The sequence below is a fragment of the Chitinophaga caseinilytica genome, assembly GCF_038396765.1.
GTDB lineage: Bacteria > Bacteroidota > Bacteroidia > Chitinophagales > Chitinophagaceae > Chitinophaga > Chitinophaga caseinilytica.
In genome coordinates this window covers 1,203,570-1,222,553 of record NZ_CP150096.1, presented here as the reverse complement: position 1 = coordinate 1,222,553, position 18,984 = coordinate 1,203,570, and the positions used below count along the sequence as shown (strand labels likewise).

The window sequence follows — 18,984 nt, the reverse complement described above, 5'->3', positions numbered from 1 at the left end:
GTTTGAAACCCCTGCCGGGAGGGGCTTGGGGGAGGCGCGGCAACAGCGCCTCCCCCGAACGCTTTACTTACTCTTATGTTGGTTAATTCTGTTTGACCATTCCGCCCATTCATCATGAAGAGTTTCCTTTAATTCTGATATTTCCTTTGATAGCTTTTCCGCCTTCTTAATAAATCTAGTCTCCCCTAAACTTAATTCCACTTCATCCTGTATATAGGATAAACTTTTAGATAGAAATTGAAGATGGGCTTTTAATTCAAACAATCTGTCACTTGAGAATCCCGGTAATTCTCGGTCCCCCAAAACTCCGTTTTTGAAATCACTTTTCTTTAGTATTAGTTCTGTCGCTTGCGTGTCTGATACCACCTTAAATCCCAATCTTTTAGCCACACCAAGAGACGAAGCATAGTTCTCCGACCCAATGTCTCCTTTGTCGATAGTAATTTTTTGTTCGTTTCGCAATTTGAAAATATGCGGAAGTACAATTTCTCTCAGAGCCTCGGAAAGATACCCCTGCTTTCTGGCGGTTTTCGTTATAAACCAGTGAAGATCGTCTACCATGTCGATTACAGCTCCAATATATTTGCCAGGGCTATCTTTTATCAAATATGCGCTATACGACTTTTCTCCTGCGACGACGGTATTCGAGATCGCAGGTAGACGAATCCAAATCTTAGCCAAATCAACATTTGAGCACAATGGAGTTTTAATGATATGCCCTGTTTTCTTGCCCGCATTTAAATCGTTAAGATACTTTTGAATGCTAGCATCTGTCATACGAGTTTGTATTTGAACTGGGTAATTGATAAACAATATAAATTAACTGAATATTTCAATATTCAATTGCCGAAACCAAGAACAAATGCTAGAATTTCACTAAATTACTAGGTATTAACCCTTTGTCCCAAACGCCTTAAAAATATATCCCCGAATGATATGAATGACCTACTTGATAAAATTAATATTATAGAAGTAATCGGTGAAGTTGTTGAACTAAAACAACGAGGAAGTAATTTCATGGGTTTATGCCCTTTCCATAATGAAAAAACTCCACCCTTTGTCGTTTCTCCAACCAGAAAAATTTACAAATGCTTTGGATGTGGGAAAAGTGGTAATGCGGTAGATTTTCTTATGGAAGCAAAGCATTTAAGCCGGAATGATGCATTAAGAATATTAGAATGTAAAATCGAAATTGAACCTGAACCGCTGGAACCGTTACACATCCCCGAACCATCTCAAATCATATCCGAATTAAATTCAATCGAAAGCACACTTCACGCCAGTTTTAACTCTGTTAATAGTTTATTGGGTTTTGACAAAGTTATTTTGGATTACTGTATAGGTCAGATTGAAGAATTAGAAGAACGGATCAAAAGTAATGAGGAACTTAGGGTAACCAACATGTATTATCTACCATCGACAACCTTAACGAGTTTACGCAATATAAAATCAAACCAGTCTTTTAAATTTTCGTACGAAACTATTACTAATCAATGCCTTGTACTTGCCGTATCTTACTTTACCTCTAGTCTAAAAGAGCTATTTTGCCAATCATTAAATATCTGCTTTCTACGCGAAAAAAACCTTGTTAAGTCGGATACAGAACTAAAATTTACATTAGAGGAACTGATAAATGTTAAGTCTGGAAAGTCTAACTCAATTGGGGAATTAATAGTGAAGAAAAAAGGAATAAGTTTTCAAGACATGCAAAGTACATTAAGGGAGTTTCAGAATTATTTTGACGTCTCATGTCCGCCCGAAAAACTTGTTCATGATATTATCCTAGCCCAGGCTTCACGACATGCCATAGTTCATTCTCTTTCAATAGCAGATGAAAAGTTTATTAGTCAAGTGAATTTTGCAAAAAAACGTACATTACTTAAAGAAATTGAACTGAATTCAGAACTCAAGTTTGCGGAAGCCGATATCATGTCCATAGAAGAAAGTATGCTAGGTTTCATCCACCATTTAATTGAAGACATTTCAGGTAAAATAAACTAACATAAATATCGCACATACAACTATTTATTGAATGGATCCATCTACATTTGCATACCCTCGGGACTACTATCTGTTCCTGGAATACTTGAAAAAGCAGTTTCCTGATTTTGACGATTTGGTCGAGCGACGTGCTCGGGCAAAAAATTTAGGATATACCTTTTCTGGCCGTGCATCAAAAAGTCACTTCCTAAGAAGTTATCGACTGGAAATAAACACGCCCAAGATACCGGAATCTACGTCACTTATTAGATTCGAAACTTTTATTGATCTTATTAATGTAGAAGTTGTCCCTTTTTTCGCTTCAGACGGGAAGGAGGGTACCAACGAACAAATTTCTGACTGGAGAATTCAACGAAATGTGGATTTATTAAGGTTTATTGAGAAACTATCCGTTTTTTGGAACGTCGATTTTAAACTGGAAGGAAATGAATTGATTGACTGGGTTTACGATATTTAGCGGATTTTCTCTAACTTTAACGCAGTTCTTAACAAATCAGGCGACCATTGAAACTCGGTCAACAAGGCGGTTAACAAACCTCCTCACCACCGCTCAAACTCAATACCAACGCGCCTCAGCAAATATAATTTCGTCCCAGGTGGGACCACCTCCTAAAAGCCCCGCTGGTCAACCCGGTGGGGTTTTTCATTTTAAGTTACACTTTCCGGCCGCCTGTTAAGGATCGGCCCCAATTTGATGATCAGTTGCCTGTAAATCTTCATTAACAGATAGGAGTGGTCGACATCGGGCTCTATTAAGAAGTCGTATTCGAATGTTCCCAGTCCGTAGACTTCGATATACATCCCCACCGTTGAACTAAAACTGGTCACCAGTATAATACAATTCGGCAATGCCGTCCGCACCCGCTTGCAGAGGTCCCTGATCCGCGAAAAATCATTTTCGTCGGTATGGCAATGGGTAATGAACAAATCCGGACGGTATTCGATGATCCCTTTTTCAATGTGCCCCACATCATCAGATACCTCCATTTCAAATCCCGCCTTCTGCAGCGCCCGGCCCAAATGTCTGTTCTGATCGGAATAGGGGCCGTAAATAACGCCCCTGGCAGCGCGTTCCGGCTGATGCGTCTGCACCATGTACCGCCGGCTGACCGACAAGCCGGCGAGCAGGACGCACAACCATCCCGGGTCGTAGGCAGGCGACAAACAAATGTCGAACAACCCTCCCGGCAAATATTTCATCGGCGCCGCCAATTCAACCGAATCATATACATACAGGACAATGACGCAGCACGGGTTCCGCTTGCGCACCCTGCGGGCTAAGGCCGTAGCGAACCTCCGGGTAAAAAACCGAACGTTGAGAATTCAAGGAACAGCAGGTCGTACGTATTTACTTCCACCAAATTCTTTGCAAGCTTCCTGTCATCCACCACCATATCCGGTCCATCTCCATCTGAAGCCATCCACGCAAGGTACTGCCCTTGCTCGCTGAGTTGCTCATCCGCCTTCAGAAAAAGTGCTTTCATTAGCTACGCATTATTTTGAATAGATCGGTATCGCTGCAGCAGTTCCTTCTCCATTCCCTTATGCAATTCGTTCTGGCAAACCGTGATTTCGTTTATCAACGAACACACTTCCGGATACTGCCGCTTTCCGCCCAACAATAGATTTGATATGACGAGCAGTTTGCTTTTAATAAGATGCGCCTGATCGCCATAAGGGGTAGTGTCGAAATAGTACCGGGTGGTGGCGTATTTGTCGATAATGGATTTGCGGATTGTGTGCAACTGACTTTTCCGCTCGTCGGGCAAGATACCGTCTGCCGCATCCAGCAAGTGTCTTAGCTGATCTTTGGAATGCTGCACGATGGACAGAAACTCCCGCAAGCTGACCAGATGCTGGTTAAACATACTTGTTTGATGGGACAGCAGCCACTTCATGACTTCATTATCCTGCTCCTTCTTCTGCTCCAGCGCAGACCGGAGCTTTTCTATCCTGCGGGAATTGCGCGTATTGATGATGACCGTGGCTATAGCGGTTGCGATGGCAGCAGTACCGGTAATGATCGCCACGAGGATCTCGGTTTTCATTGACGGGATATTTTTTGGGGTTCATTCTCCGGCTGATGATCAGCCAGTTATCAAATGTAACGGATGCGGGATTGATTCACAAAATTTTAATTTGTGAAAATTTCGCTCAACAAAAAACCCGCAAACATGTGCGGGTTTCAAATGAGATAGAATTCATTTTACTGCGGACTGATCTTCCATTCATTCCGGATTTTCAGCATTTTCCAGAGATATAATGCCAGCAGTACAATTTCCAGCCGAAGGGTTAATTCTCCGCCGGAAATGGTAATAATCGTCGTAGTCAGGCAAATGATGATGCCGATAAGCGCATCTACGATCGCCAGATCTACCGCCCATTTCTGCCCACTAAGCAGTCCATACGACACGTAGCCTTTCAGCAGGAATGATGCAACGATGGTGAGCCCCGCAGGCGAAAATCCACTGGTGTCCTTCAGCCCGTAAATGGAAAGGCTTACTTCCATGCCCAGGGCAGACGCGACCAGCACCAGCACTGCGAGTCCGCCTACGAAAACAAAAATCCAGCAGAATATTTTTATCCAGACCGGAAGCAACTTCCGGCGGGTGGTGGCGGGGATGTCAAATTCTTCGCCGAGGTGGGATACGGGCTCATTCATGGTACGAGGGATTTTAATTTCAACCCTAAGATAATCATACTTCGGAAACGTTTCAACTTGCCCTTCCCACCCATTTCCCTATATTTGCCCGATACGCTTCAATCTGCACAGATTGATCAAGATGAAAGCAGGACTGATATTTTCAGCAATGTCACCTGCACGGACCATGCGGTAATATTCCTATTGCGGCCATTCGTTAACCGGTTTTCCACCACAAAAAGAAAGACATGGAAAATGTATTACACCAGACATGGGGAGGCAATTCCGTTGCATCCTGGATCACCGCCTTTGTTATTATCCTCGTATCTTTTCTCGCTATCCGCATTTTGCGGTCGATCGTGCTGAAGAAACTCCTGAAATGGACCGCCGGCACCGCGCGCACCTGGGACGATTTCATCATCCGCCTCGCCGGCCGCACCATTCTGCCGGCTTTGTACGTGCTCGCCGTGTGGTTTGCACTGCAATCCCTCACTTTGCCAGATCAGCTGCGCGGCGTATTCCGCGTGGCTTTCCTCGCCTCGATGACATTTTTCGTGCTGCGCGGCATCAGCGCGCTGTTCCGCCGGTTCGTGTTCAGTTACATCAAACGGCAAGACAATGGCGAAACCAAGGAAAAGCAGGCCAACGGCCTCATTCTCATCGTCAACTTTTTCATCTGGACGCTCGGCATCCTGTCTTTCATCAGCAACCTCGGCTACAACGTTACCACGCTGATCGCGGGGCTGGGGATCGGCGGCATCGCCATTGCGCTGGCCGCGCAAACCATACTGGGCGACCTTTTCAGCTATTTCGTCATCTTTTTCGACCGGCCTTTCGAGATCGGGGATTTCATCCTGGTAGACGATAAGCTCGGCCTGATCGAATACATCGGTATTAAAACCACCCGCATCCGCACGTTGAACGGCGAACAGCTGGTGTGCTCCAATACCGACCTCACCAATTCGCGCATCCACAATTACAAAAGAATGGAAAGGAGAAGGGTTGTGGCGCAATTGCGGGTTACGTACCAAACTTCGGAGGAACAACTCTCTCACATCCCCGATATGCTCCGCGAAGCGGTGGAAAGCCAGGAAAGTGTGCAGTTCGACAGGGCGCATTTCGCGGGGTTCGGCGAATCGAGCCTCAATTTCGAGCTGGTGTATTACATCCTCAGCCCGGATTACGTCTTGTTTATGGACAAGCAGCAAGCCATCAATCTCGATATCTACGGCGCGTTCCGCAAAGCGGGCATCCAGTTCGCGCATCCCACGCAAACGTTGTATCTCCGGCAAACGGCCGCGCCATCGTTGTCGTGACGCTGCATAAAAAAAGCCGGCCTGATCGGGCCGGCTTTTTCCTTCCTTCAAATTTTTCAAATCCCGGCCTGAATTTCCTGTTGCATTTCAGCCTGGATGTCTGTCCGCAACCCGTTTGCCCAGTCTTTCAGGAGTTTCACCTGGTCGGCCGAGAGTTTCGCGGTGCGGTGGATCAGTAAATATGATTTCAGGGGCATTTCCCGTTCGTCGATCATTTCAATCAGCTCTTCCAGCTTATGGTCCTGCCGCTTGAGCGGATACCCGAGGAATTCGGAGAAATTCAGTTTCTTTTTTCCGTTGCGGATATGGCTGTCGAGCCACCATGCTACCGGTTGCACGTTGGCATACCACGGGTAGACGGTGGTGTTGGAATGGCAGTCGTAACAGCTTCGCTGCAGGATGGCGGACACGTTTTCCGGCACGGTGTATTTCCGGTTGATGTCGTTGTCAGACGGGGTGGCCGCCTGGTTCCTGGTGGGCCGGAAGAACTGGATAACGGCCAGTACGATGATCAATCCAATGAAAATGCGCTTCCATATCATAGTGTTGGTTTTGGTTCGAAGGGTCAGAAATTGATCGCGCCTCTTCCGGAAGCGGCCAGGAAAGCGTCCTTGAGCGTTTCGGAGAAGGTGGGGTGCGCGTAGGAGATCTTGCCCAGTTCGATATCGGTGAGCTCGAATTCCATAGCGGAAACGCCCAGTGCGATGAGGTCTGCGGCGCGGGCGCCGATGATGTGGACGCCGAGGATTTCGCCGTATTTCGGATCGGTCAGCACTTTGGAGAAGCCTTCGGTGTCGTCGGAAGCGCGTGCCCTGCCGCTCGCCATGAAGGGGAATTTGCCCTTATTGAAGGGGATATTCTTTTCCTTGAGCTGCTCTTCGGTGTAGCCAACGCCCGCCACTTCCGGCCAGGTATATACGACAGAGGGGATGCAGTTGTAATTGATGTGATGTTTTTTGCCGTGGATGGCTTCGGCTACCATCACGCCCTCGTCTTCCGCTTTATGGGCCAGCATGGCGCCTTTCACAACGTCGCCGATGGCGTAGATGCCGGCTTCGGCGGTTTGCAGTTGCGCGTCTGTTTCGATGCGGCCGCGCTCGTCGGTTTTGACGCCCGTATTTTCGAGGCCGAGGCCTTCGGTGTAGGGGCGGCGACCTACGGCTACCAGGCAGTATCCGGAGGTAATAGTGGCCTCTTTACCGGAGGGGTCGGTATAGGTGGTGGTTACGTCTTTCCCGTTATTGACGGCCCCTTTCACGGCGCATCCCGTTTGGATATCAATGCCCGATTTCGCGAGGATTTTCTGCAATTCCTTTCCCAGCTCGCCGTCCATGGTGGGGATGAGGCTTTTTGCGTATTCGAGGACCGTCACTTTCACGCCGATGCGATGGAAGATAGACGCCATTTCCACCCCGATCACACCGCCGCCGATGATGGTCATCGTTTTCGGCATTTCCTTGAGGTACAATGCTTCGGTAGACGTGATGATGCGCTCCTTATCGATCTTGATACCTGGCAGGGTGGAGGGTTTGGAGCCGGTGGCGATGATGATGTTCTTGCCGGTCAGTTCCACCGTTTTCCCGTCGGCCTGCTTTACCGTTACTTTTTTGCCTTTGCCGATGGAGCCGGTTCCGTAGAAGGCCTGGATTTTGTTTTTCTTCATGAGGTAGACGAGCCCATCGTTGTTTTGCTTCACCACATGCCGGTTCCGTTCCGTCATCTCCCCGAAATTAATATCCACGCCGCTCACATGTATGCCTTGTTTGGCTACTTTATGCTGGATGATATCGAAATTTTCGGAGCTGTCGAGCATAGCTTTGGAAGGGATGCAGCCCACGTTGGTGCAGGTGCCCCCCAGCACGGGGTACTTCTCTACGATAGCGCAGCTGCTGCCCAATTGGGCGGCGCGGATGGCGGCCGTATAGCCTCCCGGCCCGGAACCGATGACGATGACATCGAAATTATTCTCCATGGTTGTTCGGTTTTGCGTTCAATAAATACAATCCAGCGAATGTATTGTTTTAAAGTTCCTCCATCAATGGACATCTCCGGGCCTTCACGGTACAAATCACGGTAAAAAAAGGAAAAGCGCCCGAAGGCGCTTTGCAACCGCAGTGAACAAGCGGAGGGGTTAACATTCCCAGGTATGGCGCCCCGGCAGCAAAACCGCTGCCAGGGCGCCTTCAGGACAAATAGAGCATGAAGAAGAGTAGCTGCTAACGGCTTACAGCGGCCAACCCGGGTTCTGGCCCAGTTTGGGATTCAGCGTCAGTTCGTTCGTTGGCAACGGCAACAGGTAATCTCGGTCTACCCGGAACTTGTACCCATTGGCCATCGACGCGATGTTTTTGAACAGCTCGATGTATCCTTGATCGTTTACCGGATAGGAATTGAGCAGGTTTGCCGGAACGAGGGTTGTCCACTGGTCTTTTTTCGCGCCTTGTGGCTTTTTACCTACGATCAGCTCGTCGGCCGCCGCCCAGCGGAAGATATCGTCGCGGCGGAAGCCTTCACAGGCCAGTTCCACCCTTCTTTCGCGGCGAACTTCGTTGATGACCGGCCCCAGGGCGGGGAATTCCCAGTTGGGATCGGCAGCGATGGCGCTGAGGGTCAGGCCGGGCATGCCCACACGGTCGCGGAGCTTGTTGATGGTATTGTCTACGTCTCCCTGGCTGAGGGTCCCCAGTTCGGCCTTGGCTTCCGCGAAGTTGAGGAGCACTTCCGCGTACCGGAAATAGATCACGGCGGTAATACCGAGGTTGCCGGCGTTCTGCTGGTTGTAGTCGGTGTTATGGCCTTTATACACCTGGTAACCGGTGGAAGGCTTGCCTTCGTTGGCCTGGTTGAACGAGGGGATCTCGAAGATCACGTTTGGCGCACCGGCGGGCTGGTTGCTCGTAATGATATGCTTTCCGTCGGGGACGTACATCGTTTGCGCCAGGCGTGGATCGCGGTTGGTCACAACGCGGTTGATGGAATCGTCTCCCTTGTACAAGGTGCTCAATGCGATCGGCGAACCGTCTGTGCAGAGGTATGCATCCACCAGGTTTTTCGTCAGGCCGCGGCCGGCGCCGCTGGTGGTGTACCGGTGCCAGTTGTGATGCAGCCCCAGCGCCACGTCGAATTTGCGCCAGAACATGATTTCCTTGCTGCTGCCGTAATCCGACTGGTTGAAAAGCCTCCAGTACCCGTCTGTGGCGCCCACGTTATCGAGCGTGAAAAGTCCGCTGTTCATGACCGCCTGTGCGGCGTCTGCGGCTTTCTGGAAATATTTTGCGCCGTTGGAACCGGTGACACCGAAAGGCGTTCCTGCGTGGTATTTCTCCCAGGAACCTTCATAGAGCGCCACCCTGGCCTGGAAAGCCATCGCCATTTCCCGGTACACGCGGGATGCCTGCGCATTGGTTTTAGACGGCAGATAAGCGATCGCCTTGTCCAGGTCGCTGAGGATGGAATCCGCCACCTGGTTCCTCGGCAGGCGGGCGCCGTAGAGCATGGTGGTATCGGTCAGCTTCAAAGGCGTACCGATCCAGGGCAGCGCCCCGTAATTTTTCATCAGGTTGAAATACATCATGGAGCGGAAGAAGAGGGCTTCGCCGACGTAGGGTTTTACGTTGTCCCAGCTGTCTTGCACCTTTCCGTAGTTAGCGAGGAAATAATTCGCGTTGCGCACGGTACCCCAGTTCCAGTCGCTGCTGGTGGCGGGAACGGTCCTTTCGCCGTTGAGCATGCCGTTCACGCCCATGCTGATCATGTTATCGCTTCCCTGGTCGGCGTCCAGCCCATAAATGCCGATGGTGCCGAAAGCGCCCAGACCATAATGGGGCAGCAGCGAGGTGTTGTTATAGAAGTTGTTGACGTACAGCTTCATGTCGTTGGTGCTTTTCCAGAACTCCGCTTCGCTGATGCTCGTTTCGGGCGCACGCTCCAGGAAGTCTTTCGTGCAGGACGTCAGCGCCGCCAACGAAAGGGCCATCATCCCGATGATATTTTTCAATTGCATTGTCTTCAATTTTTTTGCTTAGAAACTAACATTCAAACCCAGGGAATACGTCCGCTGCAGCGGGTAGATCTTGGCATCGCCGATAGACAGTTCGGGGTCCATCGTTTTCACCAGGCTGGTGAAGGTGGCGAGGTTTTCCAGGCTCACGTACATCCGTACTTTCTGCGCGTTGATGCGGCGGATGAGGTTCCCCGGCAGGGTGTAACCGAGCTGCACGTTCTTGATCCGCAGGTACGAAGCGTTTTGCAGGTACTTCGTCTGCTGCTGCGTGTTTTTCCCATTTTCACCGCTCATGTAGAATTTCGGGAAGTAGCCATTAGGGTTGGTGGCCGACCAGCGATCGCGGTGCACGGTAAAGGGCGAGCTTTGCCATTCGTCTCCGTTAATCCCCCAGAAGTAGTTGGAACCTACCCAGGCATCGCGCTTACCGACACCCTGCATGAACACATAAAAATCGAACCCTTTCCAGTTCGCTTCTCCGATGAGGCTGTACGCGTACCGGGGCGTGGTGTTGCCGATTACGCGACGGTCGCCCGTGTTGCCCAGCGTATTGTTTCCCCAGTCGATAACGCCGTCGTTGTTCAGGTCGGCATAGCGGATGTCGCCGGCAGTCCAGTTCGCCGCGGAAATCTTGCTTTGGTCGGCGCTTTTGGATTCTTCGTCGTCAGCCTGGAAATAGCCCATGGTGGTGTATCCCCAGATGTTGCCCATCGTTTCGCCGGCATACCAGCTGGTGATGAGGTTCGTGGGATTGGGGTAGCGCAGCACTTTACCGCGGTAATCGCTCAGCACGCCGCGAACACGGTAGTTTACGTTGCCGATGTTATCGGCCCAGTTGAGCATCAGTTCCCATCCGCGCGTTTCGATGTCGGTATTATTCGCCGAAGGCACGCCGGTACCGAGCACTTGCGGCAGGATTTGCGAGGGGCCTGCGAAATTGTTCGCTTTCCGGATGTACCAATCGAAGGTCGCCGTCAGCCTGTTCTCTAAAAACGCCGCGTCTATCCCGAGGTTGAGGGAAGTGGTGGTTACCCAGGTGAGGTCGTTGTTCACGAGCCCGGGTTGCGACACCATCGCCTGCTGGGCGCCGCCGAAGAGCCAGTTGGTGCTGGTGGGCCGGGTGGTGCCCAGGCTGGGATAGAAGGGGTAATAGTTGGGCGCGCCGATCGCGTCGTCGATAAACGCCTGGTCGCCCAGCTGGCCGTAAGAGCCCCTGATCTTGAAGGAGTTCACCGTTTTGGCAAGCGGCTGCCAGAAGTTTTCCTTATGCAGGTTCCAGCCGGCGGAAACACCGGGATAGAACTTCCAGCGGAAACCTTTCAGGAAGCGGGAAGCGCCGTCGTACCGCCCGTTCACTTCCAGCAGGTATTTATCGTCATAAGAATAGTTCGCCCTTCCGAAAAACCCTTCCACCGCGAGTTTCCGCACAAAATCGGAAATCGACGGGCTCACGCCGTAAGCGAGGTTCAGCGCGGGAATGTTGTCGGAATACAGCTGGCTGTTGCTGGCGCCGAAGGTCGTGTAAGACGTCAGTTCGCGGATATAACCGCCCAGCACTTTGAAGTTATGTTTCCCGATGGCGCGCTCATAGCTCGAGTATGCGTTCAGGACGTGGTGTTCGTTGTTGATGTCTGACCGGGAGAAACCGTTCGGGAATGTACCGCCGATATTGCTGGTGGTGCCGTCGGGCAGGAATTGGACCACGGTTTTGGTATGGTTCGTTTCGCCCTGGCGGAAACCGTCGAACGTGTAGTTCGTTGTCAGCGTCCATCCTTTGGCAAGGTTGAACACGAACTCTCCGGTCAGGAAAGTCCCGTCTTTCACGCGGTTGAGCCGGCCGCCGTTGAGGTGCAGGAGCACGTCGCTGGTTTCGGAGTATTGTCCGTCGGGGTTCATCAGCGGCACTGTGGGCCATTTCCGGCCGATCTGGTGCATGTAGTTGCCGCCCGTACGGTTGCCGTAGGTGTTGGGCGAGTTGAAAGCTTCGCGGGTGAAGGAGCTTCTGAGGTTGATGGCCATCCAGTCGGTAAGCTCGCTGCTCATATTGGCGCGAACGTTGTAGCGTTTGAATTTGTCGTCGCCGAAATTGTACATCCCTGCACGGTCGTTGTAACCCAGGCCGATGTAGTAGGTGGATTTGTTGCCGCCGCCGGTTACGCCGACGTTATGCTGCTGGCTGAAAGCCGCGTCTTTGAAATATATTTTGAACCAGTCGTTGTTGGCATTGCCGCCGCCCCAGGATTGCCAGTTGTTGGCGGTGGGCGATTTGATGGTCTCGTCTTTCAGCGTGCCGTTCTGGTAATCCTTGATCCGCTGGATGGTGGCATCGTCGAAGGCTTTGGCGCGGTTGGCGTTGGTGAAGGCTTCGTTATAGAGCTCCGCGAATTCGAGGGAATTGAGCATTTGGGGCAGGTTGATGGGCGTGGCCCAGCTGAGGTTGTTGTTATACGAGATCCTCGGTGCTGCGCCTTTCCGGCCCTGCTTGGTGGTGATCAGCAATGCGCCATAAGGGGCGCTGGAGCCGTAGATCGCTGCGGAAGCCGCGTCTTTGATGATGGAAATGCTTTCGATATCGCTGGGGTTGATGGCGTTGATATCGCCTCCGGGAACCCCGTCTACCACGATGAGCGGGGCGCCGGTGGTGCCCATGCCCGTGTAGCCGCGGATGTTGATGTTTTGCGTGGCGTTGGGAGCGCCGCCGGCGGAGGTGGACGTGATGTTGAGGTTGCCCACCATGCCCTGGAGCGCCTGGGAGATGCGGGTAACGGGCCGGTCTTCCATGTCTTTCCCGCTCACCTGGTCTACCGCGCCGGTGAGGTTCGCTTTCTTCTGGGCGCCGTATCCCACTACCACCACTTCTTCCAGCTTACTGTTGTCGATGTCCATGGTAATGGAAAGGGCGCTTCGCCCGTCCAGCCTCACTTCGCGGTTGGCGTACCCGGTAAACCGGAACTCCAGCACCGCGTCTTTCTGCACGTTGCGCAGCCGGAACACGCCGTTCACGTCTGCCACGCCGCCCTGTTTCGATCCTTTCACGATCACGGTGGTGCCGATGAGGGGCTCGCCCTTTTCATCGGTCACCTTGCCGGTCACTTCGGGTACCACGGAAGTGTCTGCCGCGGGGAAGTAGCGGAGTACGGGCAGCGGCTGGCGGCGCAGCACGATATTCTTTTCCACGATCTCGAATTCGAGGTCGGTATTTTCAAAAATCTGCTCCAGCGCCTGTTTCAGGGGAACGTTGTTCAGCCATACGTCTGCTTTCTGGCCGGCGTTGATCAGCTTGTCGTCGTACAGGAACAGGTGCCCGCTCTGCTTGCGGATTTCCTTGAACACCTTTCGCAGCGGCGCCTTGTTCATGACCAGCGTGATATTCTGCGGCAATGCCTCGCCGCTGACGTGTAAGAATCCGATAAGGAGCAAAAAAGCGGTCATCTTCATAACCTTCCAGATTTTGGTTGCGGCACGCCCCGGACCATCCGGCGCATGACCATTCAAGTACAAATGCATAATTTTGCAGTGTTTGGGTGTTGTTTAATGAATCGCAGCTAATGATGATTTAGGTAATGCCCGGCAATCAGGGTCGGGGGTGTTACCAGCACCTCCGGCTTTTTTGTTTCGGGCAGGGACGTGTACATTACGTTTTCATGTGGATTTGTTTTTGTTGATGAAATAAATCTCCCTTCCGCGGGCGTTGCCCGCAGTTGCCTGGTGTTGTTCCTGTTTGTAAGTAATAGTTTTTCCTTTCCGTGGTATGGTTTACCCACGGCGGCTCATGCTAATCCCGGATGTTGCTGTGCTTTAGGTGATGATGATCAATTTCCTGGCCTCAATTTTAAACTGTAATCCTGTGGCTTTCAGTACTGTCAATACTTGCGACAAACTGTAATTCCTGTATACTGCTCCATTTAGTTTCATGTCTGACGGGCGGCCCTGGTATTCGATTTCCACATCGTACCACCGGGCCAGCTGGCGCATGACCGATTTCAGGTCTGCATCCTGGAAGATGAAAAGCCCGTTCTTCCAGGCCAGCACTTCTTCTACATCTACCTCGCTCACTTCCGGCGTTGCGCCGCCGGCCACCACGGCCTGTTCTCCCGGCAGCAGCCGTTTCGCCCCGCCATTGCCTTTCACGATCACCGCGCCCTGCACCAGGGTGGCGTCTACCGATTTTTCTTCGGGATAGGCCATGACGTTGAAGCTCGTCCCCAACACATCTACCATAGCCTCGCTGGCTTTCACGCGGAACGGGCGCATGGCGTCTTTCTCCACTTCGAAAAATGCCTCGCCGGTCAGCTCCACTTCGCGGAAATCGTCGCTGAATGTGGTAGGATAGGTGAGGGAGGATTCGGCGTTCATCCAGACTTTCGTACCGTCTGACAAGATCACTTTGAACTGTCCGCCGCGCGGTGTGCGCAGGGTATTGAAAGCCGGCGCCGCCTTGATGGAATTGGCATCGTAACTCAATTGTCCGCCGGCCGCGCTGATACTGGCGCTTCCCTGGCGGGGGATCGTCACGGCACCCGTGCTGTCGAGTTCTATGACGGAGCCGTCGGCCAGGGTGAGCATGGCCTTATTGGTGCCGGGCAACACTTCGGCCACGGTCGTTGCGCTTGGCCGGCCGGCGCCTTCGCTTTTCAGCAGTTTCATGGCGAAGAAAGTCGAAATGCCGCCGATGAGGACCGCTACCGCGGCGGCTTTATACCGCCAGGCACCCAGCATCCGCACGATCCCGTTGCGGGAAGCGGGCGGGCGCGATAAAGCCCTGAGCACATCGTGCTGCACCAGCTCGTCGAACTGGCCGGAAGCGGCGGCTTCGGCGAATTCAGCTTCCTCGCGGGGAGAAAGCCGGCCGTTTTTATACCGGGAAAGCAGTTTCAAAAATTCGGGTTCGGTCATTTGCGTGGACTTGACTTTTGCGCCTTTGGGATAAAGACAGTTGAAAGAAGGGGTCGGACTATTCCGCGAAAAAAATTTTTTTACCACCCCATCAAGAGGCCGATGGCGGCGGCGAGGGTGTGCAGGTGCTGGAGGAGGTACAGGCGGATAGACTGGAGTGCCTGGGCCATGTGGTTCTTCACCGTGAATCTGGAAATCCGCAGTTCGTGCGCGATTTCTTCATAACTCATCCCTTTTTCGCGGGCGAGCTGGTAAATGCGTTTGCGTTGCGGAGGCAGACTGTTGATGGCGGTATGGAGGATGCGCTCACAATCGCGGTTGAGGACGCGGAAATCTGCGCCGCCGGTGGAAAGATCGGCGTTATAGAGCAATTCCTTTTGTGCGGCGGTTTCCTGCGCCGATTTTTTGAACTGGTTGAAAATAAGATTGCGGGCGATGATGAAAAGGTAATTCCGCATGTCGCGGACTTCGGCGAGCTTGTCGCGGTTTTCCCACAATTTGCGGAAAACGTCCTGTACGATTTCGCGCGCGGCGTCGCGGTCTTTTACATACAGATTGGCTACCTGTAAAATGTGTGCTTCGTAACGGTGGTACAAGGTCGTGAATGCATGTTCATCCCCCTCCGCTACCTGGCGCAACAGCTCCAGATCCTGGTTGATCCATAACATGTTATTGTCCACTGCTACCGATTTCGATTGGTTAAATGAGTACTACGTACGCGGCATAATATTACAGAATTAAGCGGATTGCATACTGCGCGTATCTTCACATATAATGTTGCTATTTTAGCAAAACTACTAGATAAGAACCCCGGGCGCCCTGTCCACAGCGGGTTTCGGGCGGCCGGGGCTTATCTCGTTATTTTCCCGTCAGCAGCGGAAAAATGGGTGATTCAACATGTGCTTCGTTGATTTTCTCCCCGATTTTCCGGACGATGTCCGGGTGTTGCGCGGCGATATCGTTTTTCTCCGCAGGGTCTTTTTCGAGATCGTAAAGCGCTATCGGCGCGTTGGGATCTTTCTTCACCTGGAGCTTTATTCCTTTCCATTTGCCCATGCGCACGGCCTGGCGGCCTCCGCCTTCATGGAATTCCCAGTACAGGTAATCGTGCTTCGGTTGGCGGCCTTTGCCTTTCAGCGCAGGCAGGAACGAAATGCCGTCTGTGAACCTCGGCGCCGGGGCGCCGGTAATGTCCACGAACGTAGGCATCACATCCCAGAAAGCGCCGATGTGGGCGGAAGTGGAGCCGGGTTTCACGGTGCCTTTCCATTGTACGATGAAGGGCGTTTTGATGCCGCCTTCGTACAGGTCGCGCTTGGTGCCGCGCAGGCCGCCGTTGCTGTTGAAAAATGCGGGATCGGCGCCGCCTTCGGTATGCGCACCGTTATCGCTCGTAAAAATAATAATGGTGTTGTCGATGAGTTGCAGCTCGGTCAGTTTCGCGATCACCTGTCCCACATAAGCATCCATCCGCGACACCATGCCCGCGTATGTAGCGTGGGGCTTTTCCACCGATGCGTACCCGGCAATGGTGGCACCGGACCCGTAACCGTTCCCTTTGTGCGGTGTTTCCTCGAATTTGCCGTCGTACATTTTAAACCACTCGTCTTCCGGCCCCTGCAGCTCCGCGTGCGGCAATACCACCGGGATGAACAGGAAGAATGGTTTATTTTTATTTTCGTCGATGAAAGCCAGCGCCTGCTGCTGGATCAGCTCCGGTGCGTAGTGGACTTTCTTCGTGAGGTCGTTCCCTTCGAGCACTACTTTTTTATCGTTGTCCCACAGGTGGGTGGGGTAGTATCGGTGCGACTGCCGCTGGCAATTGTAACCATAAAATTTATCGAACCCTTTGCGGTCTGGCGCGCCGGTGGTGCCTACCATGCCGAGGCCCCATTTCCCGAAGGCGCCTGTCACATAGCCGGCCTGCTGCAGGAGCGTGGCCATGCTCTGGACCGTATCTGCCAGGGGCTCCTGGCCTTCCGGTTCGATTTCCTTGTTGCCGCGAACGTAGGTGTGGCCGGTGTGCTGGCCCGTGATGAGGCTGGAGCGGGAAGGCGCACATACCGAAGTGCCGGCGTAAAACGAGGTGAAGCGCATGCCGTTTCTGGCCATCCCGTCGATGTTGGGCGTCTTGATCTTTTGCTGGCCATAAGCGCCGAGGTCGCCGTAACCGAGGTCGTCTGCGAGGATGAAAACGATGTTCGGTTTCTTTTGCTGCGCCATGCCGAGGGATGCGAGTAGCAGCATCCCTGCCGTCAGAAAGTGCTTTTTCATGTTGAGAAGATAAAAAAAGGCCGGTCAATCGCGTAACCGGCCATTAAAAAATCAGGTTTATTTCCACCCGGGGTTTTGTTCCAGGTTGGGATTGAGCACCCGTTCGTTGGAAGGAATGGGATACAGGTAGTAATATTCCGGCCAGGGCGCGGGCGGCACGCCCTCATAGGCGATGTACCCTTCGGTGGCATTGTTCAGGATGGGGATTTTGGCGTCTGCGCCAACGTCTGTCCCTTTCTTGATCCAGCGGCCGAGTTTCTGCGTCACGGCGTATTCCATTTTCTTCCAGCGGCGGAGATCGTCGAACCGGAAGCCTTCGCCCATCAGTTCCACCGCACGTTCCCGGCGAATTTCCCACAACACCGGTTCCACACCGGGGTCGCGCTGCGGATCATTGGGGATGGCGCCTACCTGCAGCGGGGCCACGGCGCCTCTTTCGCGCAAAACGTTGATGGTGGCGTTGGCTACGGCCTGGTTGAATTCACCCAGTTCGTATTTGGCTTCGGCGTAATTGACCAGTACTTCGCCCATCCTGAAAATCGGCGCGTCGTTGATGTCCTGGTTCTGGATCCGCGCGATCTTATTGCTGAATTTATAGAACCGGTAGCCGGTGTACGTCACGCAAAACGGCTGCCCTTGCGGGAAATCCACGAAATGCGGTTCCTGCCGGAGCACGATGCCCTGCCAGTTGAGCACGGGAAGGGTTTTACGTTTTTCGCTGGAGATGTTCGCCATTGTATCGATGTACTCGCGGTCGGCGGGATTATTGGTGAGCGTGAATTCGTAGCTGGGATGTACGGTCTTCACGGCATACGGCGGCGACACGGTGAAGTAGAGGCGCCGGTCGCGGGAGCGGAATTCGGTGTAGGGCGATTTGTCTCCCTGGAACTGGGGGCTCGTCCACCGGGTTTGCCCGTCGCGCATCAGGTACATGTCGGCCGCTTTTTTGGTGAGGTCCCACCGGCCGGCGGAATTCCGCGCCAGCGAGGCGAGCGAATGCACGATCTGGCCGATCTCGTATCTGCGGTACAGCAAAATCCCCGGCACGCCGGCGAGTGATTCGCTGTTGAAATCGTCGTCGTAATTGGGCGCCGGTTTCGGGAAGCTGGCCATGAGCTTTTCCCCCGCGGCGGTAGCGGCCTGGTAATAGGGTTTGGGATCGCCAAGCTGGTGGTATTTCCGCCAGGCGCCTTCCATCACGCCGAACCGCGTTATGAATGCGCGTACCACGTGTACGTCGACCGTATTTTCGCCGTCGCCGTCGGTTTTGATGTTCGTTTCCGCCCATTTCAGGTCTTCCAGCAGTTTACCGGTGATCTCTGCGCGGGGCGTACGCGGCGCGGTGAGGAGGTCCTTGTCGGTGTCTGACAGCGGTTTATCGATGTAGGGCACGCCGCCGAATTTGTTCACCAGCAAATAATAATTAAATGCGCGGAAGAAATAACCTACCGCGCGCCAGTGCTTGCGGTCGGCATCCGACAAGGTCGTGGCCTTATCGATATTGGCGAGCATGATGTTAATGTCGCGAATGCGGCTATATACCGCTGTATAATCGGTGGTATTTTCCGAAGGAATGGTCTGCCGCTGCCAGATCCAGTCGGAAATGCCGTTGGGATTGGCATTCAGGAAAAGATCGGCATTAATTTCCGAATTGGGCGCGGCGCCGGAATATCCCGGGAAGGCGCTGTAAAAATTCCAGGCGTAGGTTTTGAAATTCTGGTAGTTGGTGAAGGTATACGATTCCGTGAGCTGGTCTTTCGGCTGCAGGTCGAGGAAGTCCTTACAGCCCGCGAGCATCAGGGCGGAAACGCAACCAGCGACGATATATCGGTGAAGGTTCATGTGTTTCTTTT

At 52.6% G+C, this 18,984-nt stretch carries 16 protein-coding genes; 3 read left to right on the top strand and 13 right to left on the bottom strand.

From position 1 onward, the window contains the following. Nucleotides 1–63: 63 nt before the first annotated feature. On the bottom strand, nt 64–777 hold the full coding sequence (locus tag WJU22_RS05265) for a GNAT family protein (RefSeq protein WP_341842214.1): 714 nt from the start codon (nt 775–777) through the stop codon (nt 64–66). Between the two features lie 159 nt (nt 778–936). On the opposite strand from WJU22_RS05265, the gene WJU22_RS05260 reads away from it, so the two are divergent. After that, on the top strand, nt 937–2,001 hold the full coding sequence (locus tag WJU22_RS05260) for a CHC2 zinc finger domain-containing protein (protein ID WP_341842213.1): 1,065 nt from the start codon (nt 937–939) through the stop codon (nt 1,999–2,001). A gap of 85 nt (nt 2,002–2,086) precedes the next feature. Continuing rightward, the gene (locus tag WJU22_RS05255; protein ID WP_341842212.1) at nt 2,087–2,458 is read left to right on the top strand and encodes a hypothetical protein; all 372 of its coding nucleotides are present in this window, start codon (nt 2,087–2,089) and stop codon (nt 2,456–2,458) included. Between the two features lie 191 nt (nt 2,459–2,649). Here WJU22_RS05255 and WJU22_RS05250 read toward each other — a convergent pair whose 3' ends face one another. From WJU22_RS05250 to WJU22_RS05235, 4 genes are all read right to left on the bottom strand, one after another. Continuing rightward, nucleotides 2,650–3,270: a hypothetical protein gene (locus WJU22_RS05250; protein WP_341842211.1), complete on the bottom strand. Its 621-nt coding sequence runs from the start codon at nt 3,268–3,270 to the stop codon at nt 2,650–2,652. 8 nt (nt 3,271–3,278) lie between these two features. After that, nucleotides 3,279–3,485: a hypothetical protein gene (locus tag WJU22_RS05245; protein WP_341842210.1), complete on the bottom strand. Its 207-nt coding sequence runs from the start codon at nt 3,483–3,485 to the stop codon at nt 3,279–3,281. Nucleotides 3,486–3,488: 3 nt separating this feature from the next. After that, nucleotides 3,489–4,049 carry a hypothetical protein gene (locus WJU22_RS05240; RefSeq protein WP_341842209.1) on the bottom strand — a complete coding sequence of 187 codons (561 nt, stop codon included), beginning with the start codon at nt 4,047–4,049 and terminating at the stop codon, nt 3,489–3,491. Nucleotides 4,050–4,207: 158 nt separating this feature from the next. Further along, a complete protein-coding gene (locus tag WJU22_RS05235) occupies nt 4,208–4,663 on the bottom strand; it encodes a hypothetical protein (RefSeq protein WP_341842208.1) in 456 nt (151 codons plus the stop codon). Between the two features lie 227 nt (nt 4,664–4,890). On the opposite strand from WJU22_RS05235, the gene WJU22_RS05230 reads away from it, so the two are divergent. Then, a complete protein-coding gene (locus WJU22_RS05230) occupies nt 4,891–5,958 on the top strand; it encodes a mechanosensitive ion channel family protein (protein WP_341842207.1) in 1,068 nt (355 codons plus the stop codon). A 56-nt stretch (nt 5,959–6,014) separates the two neighbouring features. On the opposite strand, the gene WJU22_RS05225 is transcribed toward WJU22_RS05230, so the two are convergent. From WJU22_RS05225 to WJU22_RS05190, 8 genes are all read right to left on the bottom strand, one after another. Next, nucleotides 6,015–6,500: a heme-binding domain-containing protein gene (locus tag WJU22_RS05225; RefSeq protein WP_341842206.1), complete on the bottom strand. Its 486-nt coding sequence runs from the start codon at nt 6,498–6,500 to the stop codon at nt 6,015–6,017. A gap of 23 nt (nt 6,501–6,523) precedes the next feature. Further along, on the bottom strand, nt 6,524–7,930 hold the full coding sequence (gene lpdA / locus WJU22_RS05220; RefSeq protein WP_341842205.1) for a dihydrolipoyl dehydrogenase: 1,407 nt from the start codon (nt 7,928–7,930) through the stop codon (nt 6,524–6,526). 252 nt (nt 7,931–8,182) lie between these two features. Beyond that, nucleotides 8,183–9,961 carry a RagB/SusD family nutrient uptake outer membrane protein gene (locus tag WJU22_RS05215; protein WP_341842204.1) on the bottom strand — a complete coding sequence of 593 codons (1,779 nt, stop codon included), beginning with the start codon at nt 9,959–9,961 and terminating at the stop codon, nt 8,183–8,185. A gap of 18 nt (nt 9,962–9,979) precedes the next feature. Further along, entirely contained in the window at nt 9,980–13,399 is a 3,420-nt protein-coding gene (locus WJU22_RS05210; RefSeq protein ID WP_341842203.1) for a TonB-dependent receptor, read from the bottom strand. A 360-nt stretch (nt 13,400–13,759) separates the two neighbouring features. Next, nucleotides 13,760–14,857 (bottom strand): FecR family protein, encoded by a 1,098-nt coding sequence (locus tag WJU22_RS05205; protein WP_341842202.1) that lies wholly within the window; start codon nt 14,855–14,857, stop codon nt 13,760–13,762. 80 nt (nt 14,858–14,937) lie between these two features. Then, complete coding sequence (locus WJU22_RS05200; RefSeq protein ID WP_341842201.1) at nt 14,938–15,537, bottom strand: RNA polymerase sigma-70 factor; 600 nt, start codon at nt 15,535–15,537, stop codon at nt 14,938–14,940. 178 nt (nt 15,538–15,715) lie between these two features. Then, nucleotides 15,716–17,131: an arylsulfatase gene (locus tag WJU22_RS05195; RefSeq protein ID WP_341842200.1), complete on the bottom strand. Its 1,416-nt coding sequence runs from the start codon at nt 17,129–17,131 to the stop codon at nt 15,716–15,718. Between the two features lie 57 nt (nt 17,132–17,188). Further along, complete coding sequence (locus tag WJU22_RS05190; RefSeq protein WP_341842199.1) at nt 17,189–18,973, bottom strand: RagB/SusD family nutrient uptake outer membrane protein; 1,785 nt, start codon at nt 18,971–18,973, stop codon at nt 17,189–17,191. Between the last annotated feature and the right edge of the window lie 11 nt (nt 18,974–18,984).

Excerpts from the sequence above, each read along its gene's own strand:
- WJU22_RS05265 (WP_341842214.1), bottom strand. The coding sequence starts at position 777 with ATGACAGATGCTAGCATTCAAAAGTATCTTAACGATTTAAATGCGGGC.
- WJU22_RS05260 (WP_341842213.1), top strand. The coding sequence starts at position 937 with ATGAATGACCTACTTGATAAAATTAATATTATAGAAGTAATCGGTGAA.
- WJU22_RS05245 (WP_341842210.1), bottom strand. The coding sequence starts at position 3,485 with ATGAAAGCACTTTTTCTGAAGGCGGATGAGCAACTCAGCGAGCAAGGG.
- WJU22_RS05240 (WP_341842209.1), bottom strand. The coding sequence starts at position 4,049 with ATGAAAACCGAGATCCTCGTGGCGATCATTACCGGTACTGCTGCCATC.
- WJU22_RS05235 (WP_341842208.1), bottom strand. The coding sequence starts at position 4,663 with ATGAATGAGCCCGTATCCCACCTCGGCGAAGAATTTGACATCCCCGCC.
- WJU22_RS05230 (WP_341842207.1), top strand. The coding sequence starts at position 4,891 with ATGGAAAATGTATTACACCAGACATGGGGAGGCAATTCCGTTGCATCC.
- WJU22_RS05225 (WP_341842206.1), bottom strand. The coding sequence starts at position 6,500 with ATGATATGGAAGCGCATTTTCATTGGATTGATCATCGTACTGGCCGTT.
- lpdA (WP_341842205.1), bottom strand. The coding sequence starts at position 7,930 with ATGGAGAATAATTTCGATGTCATCGTCATCGGTTCCGGGCCGGGAGGC.
- WJU22_RS05215 (WP_341842204.1), bottom strand. The coding sequence starts at position 9,961 with ATGCAATTGAAAAATATCATCGGGATGATGGCCCTTTCGTTGGCGGCG.
- WJU22_RS05210 (WP_341842203.1), bottom strand. The coding sequence starts at position 13,399 with ATGAAGATGACCGCTTTTTTGCTCCTTATCGGATTCTTACACGTCAGC.
- WJU22_RS05205 (WP_341842202.1), bottom strand. The coding sequence starts at position 14,857 with ATGACCGAACCCGAATTTTTGAAACTGCTTTCCCGGTATAAAAACGGC.
- WJU22_RS05195 (WP_341842200.1), bottom strand. The coding sequence starts at position 17,131 with ATGAAAAAGCACTTTCTGACGGCAGGGATGCTGCTACTCGCATCCCTC.
- WJU22_RS05190 (WP_341842199.1), bottom strand. The coding sequence starts at position 18,973 with ATGAACCTTCACCGATATATCGTCGCTGGTTGCGTTTCCGCCCTGATG.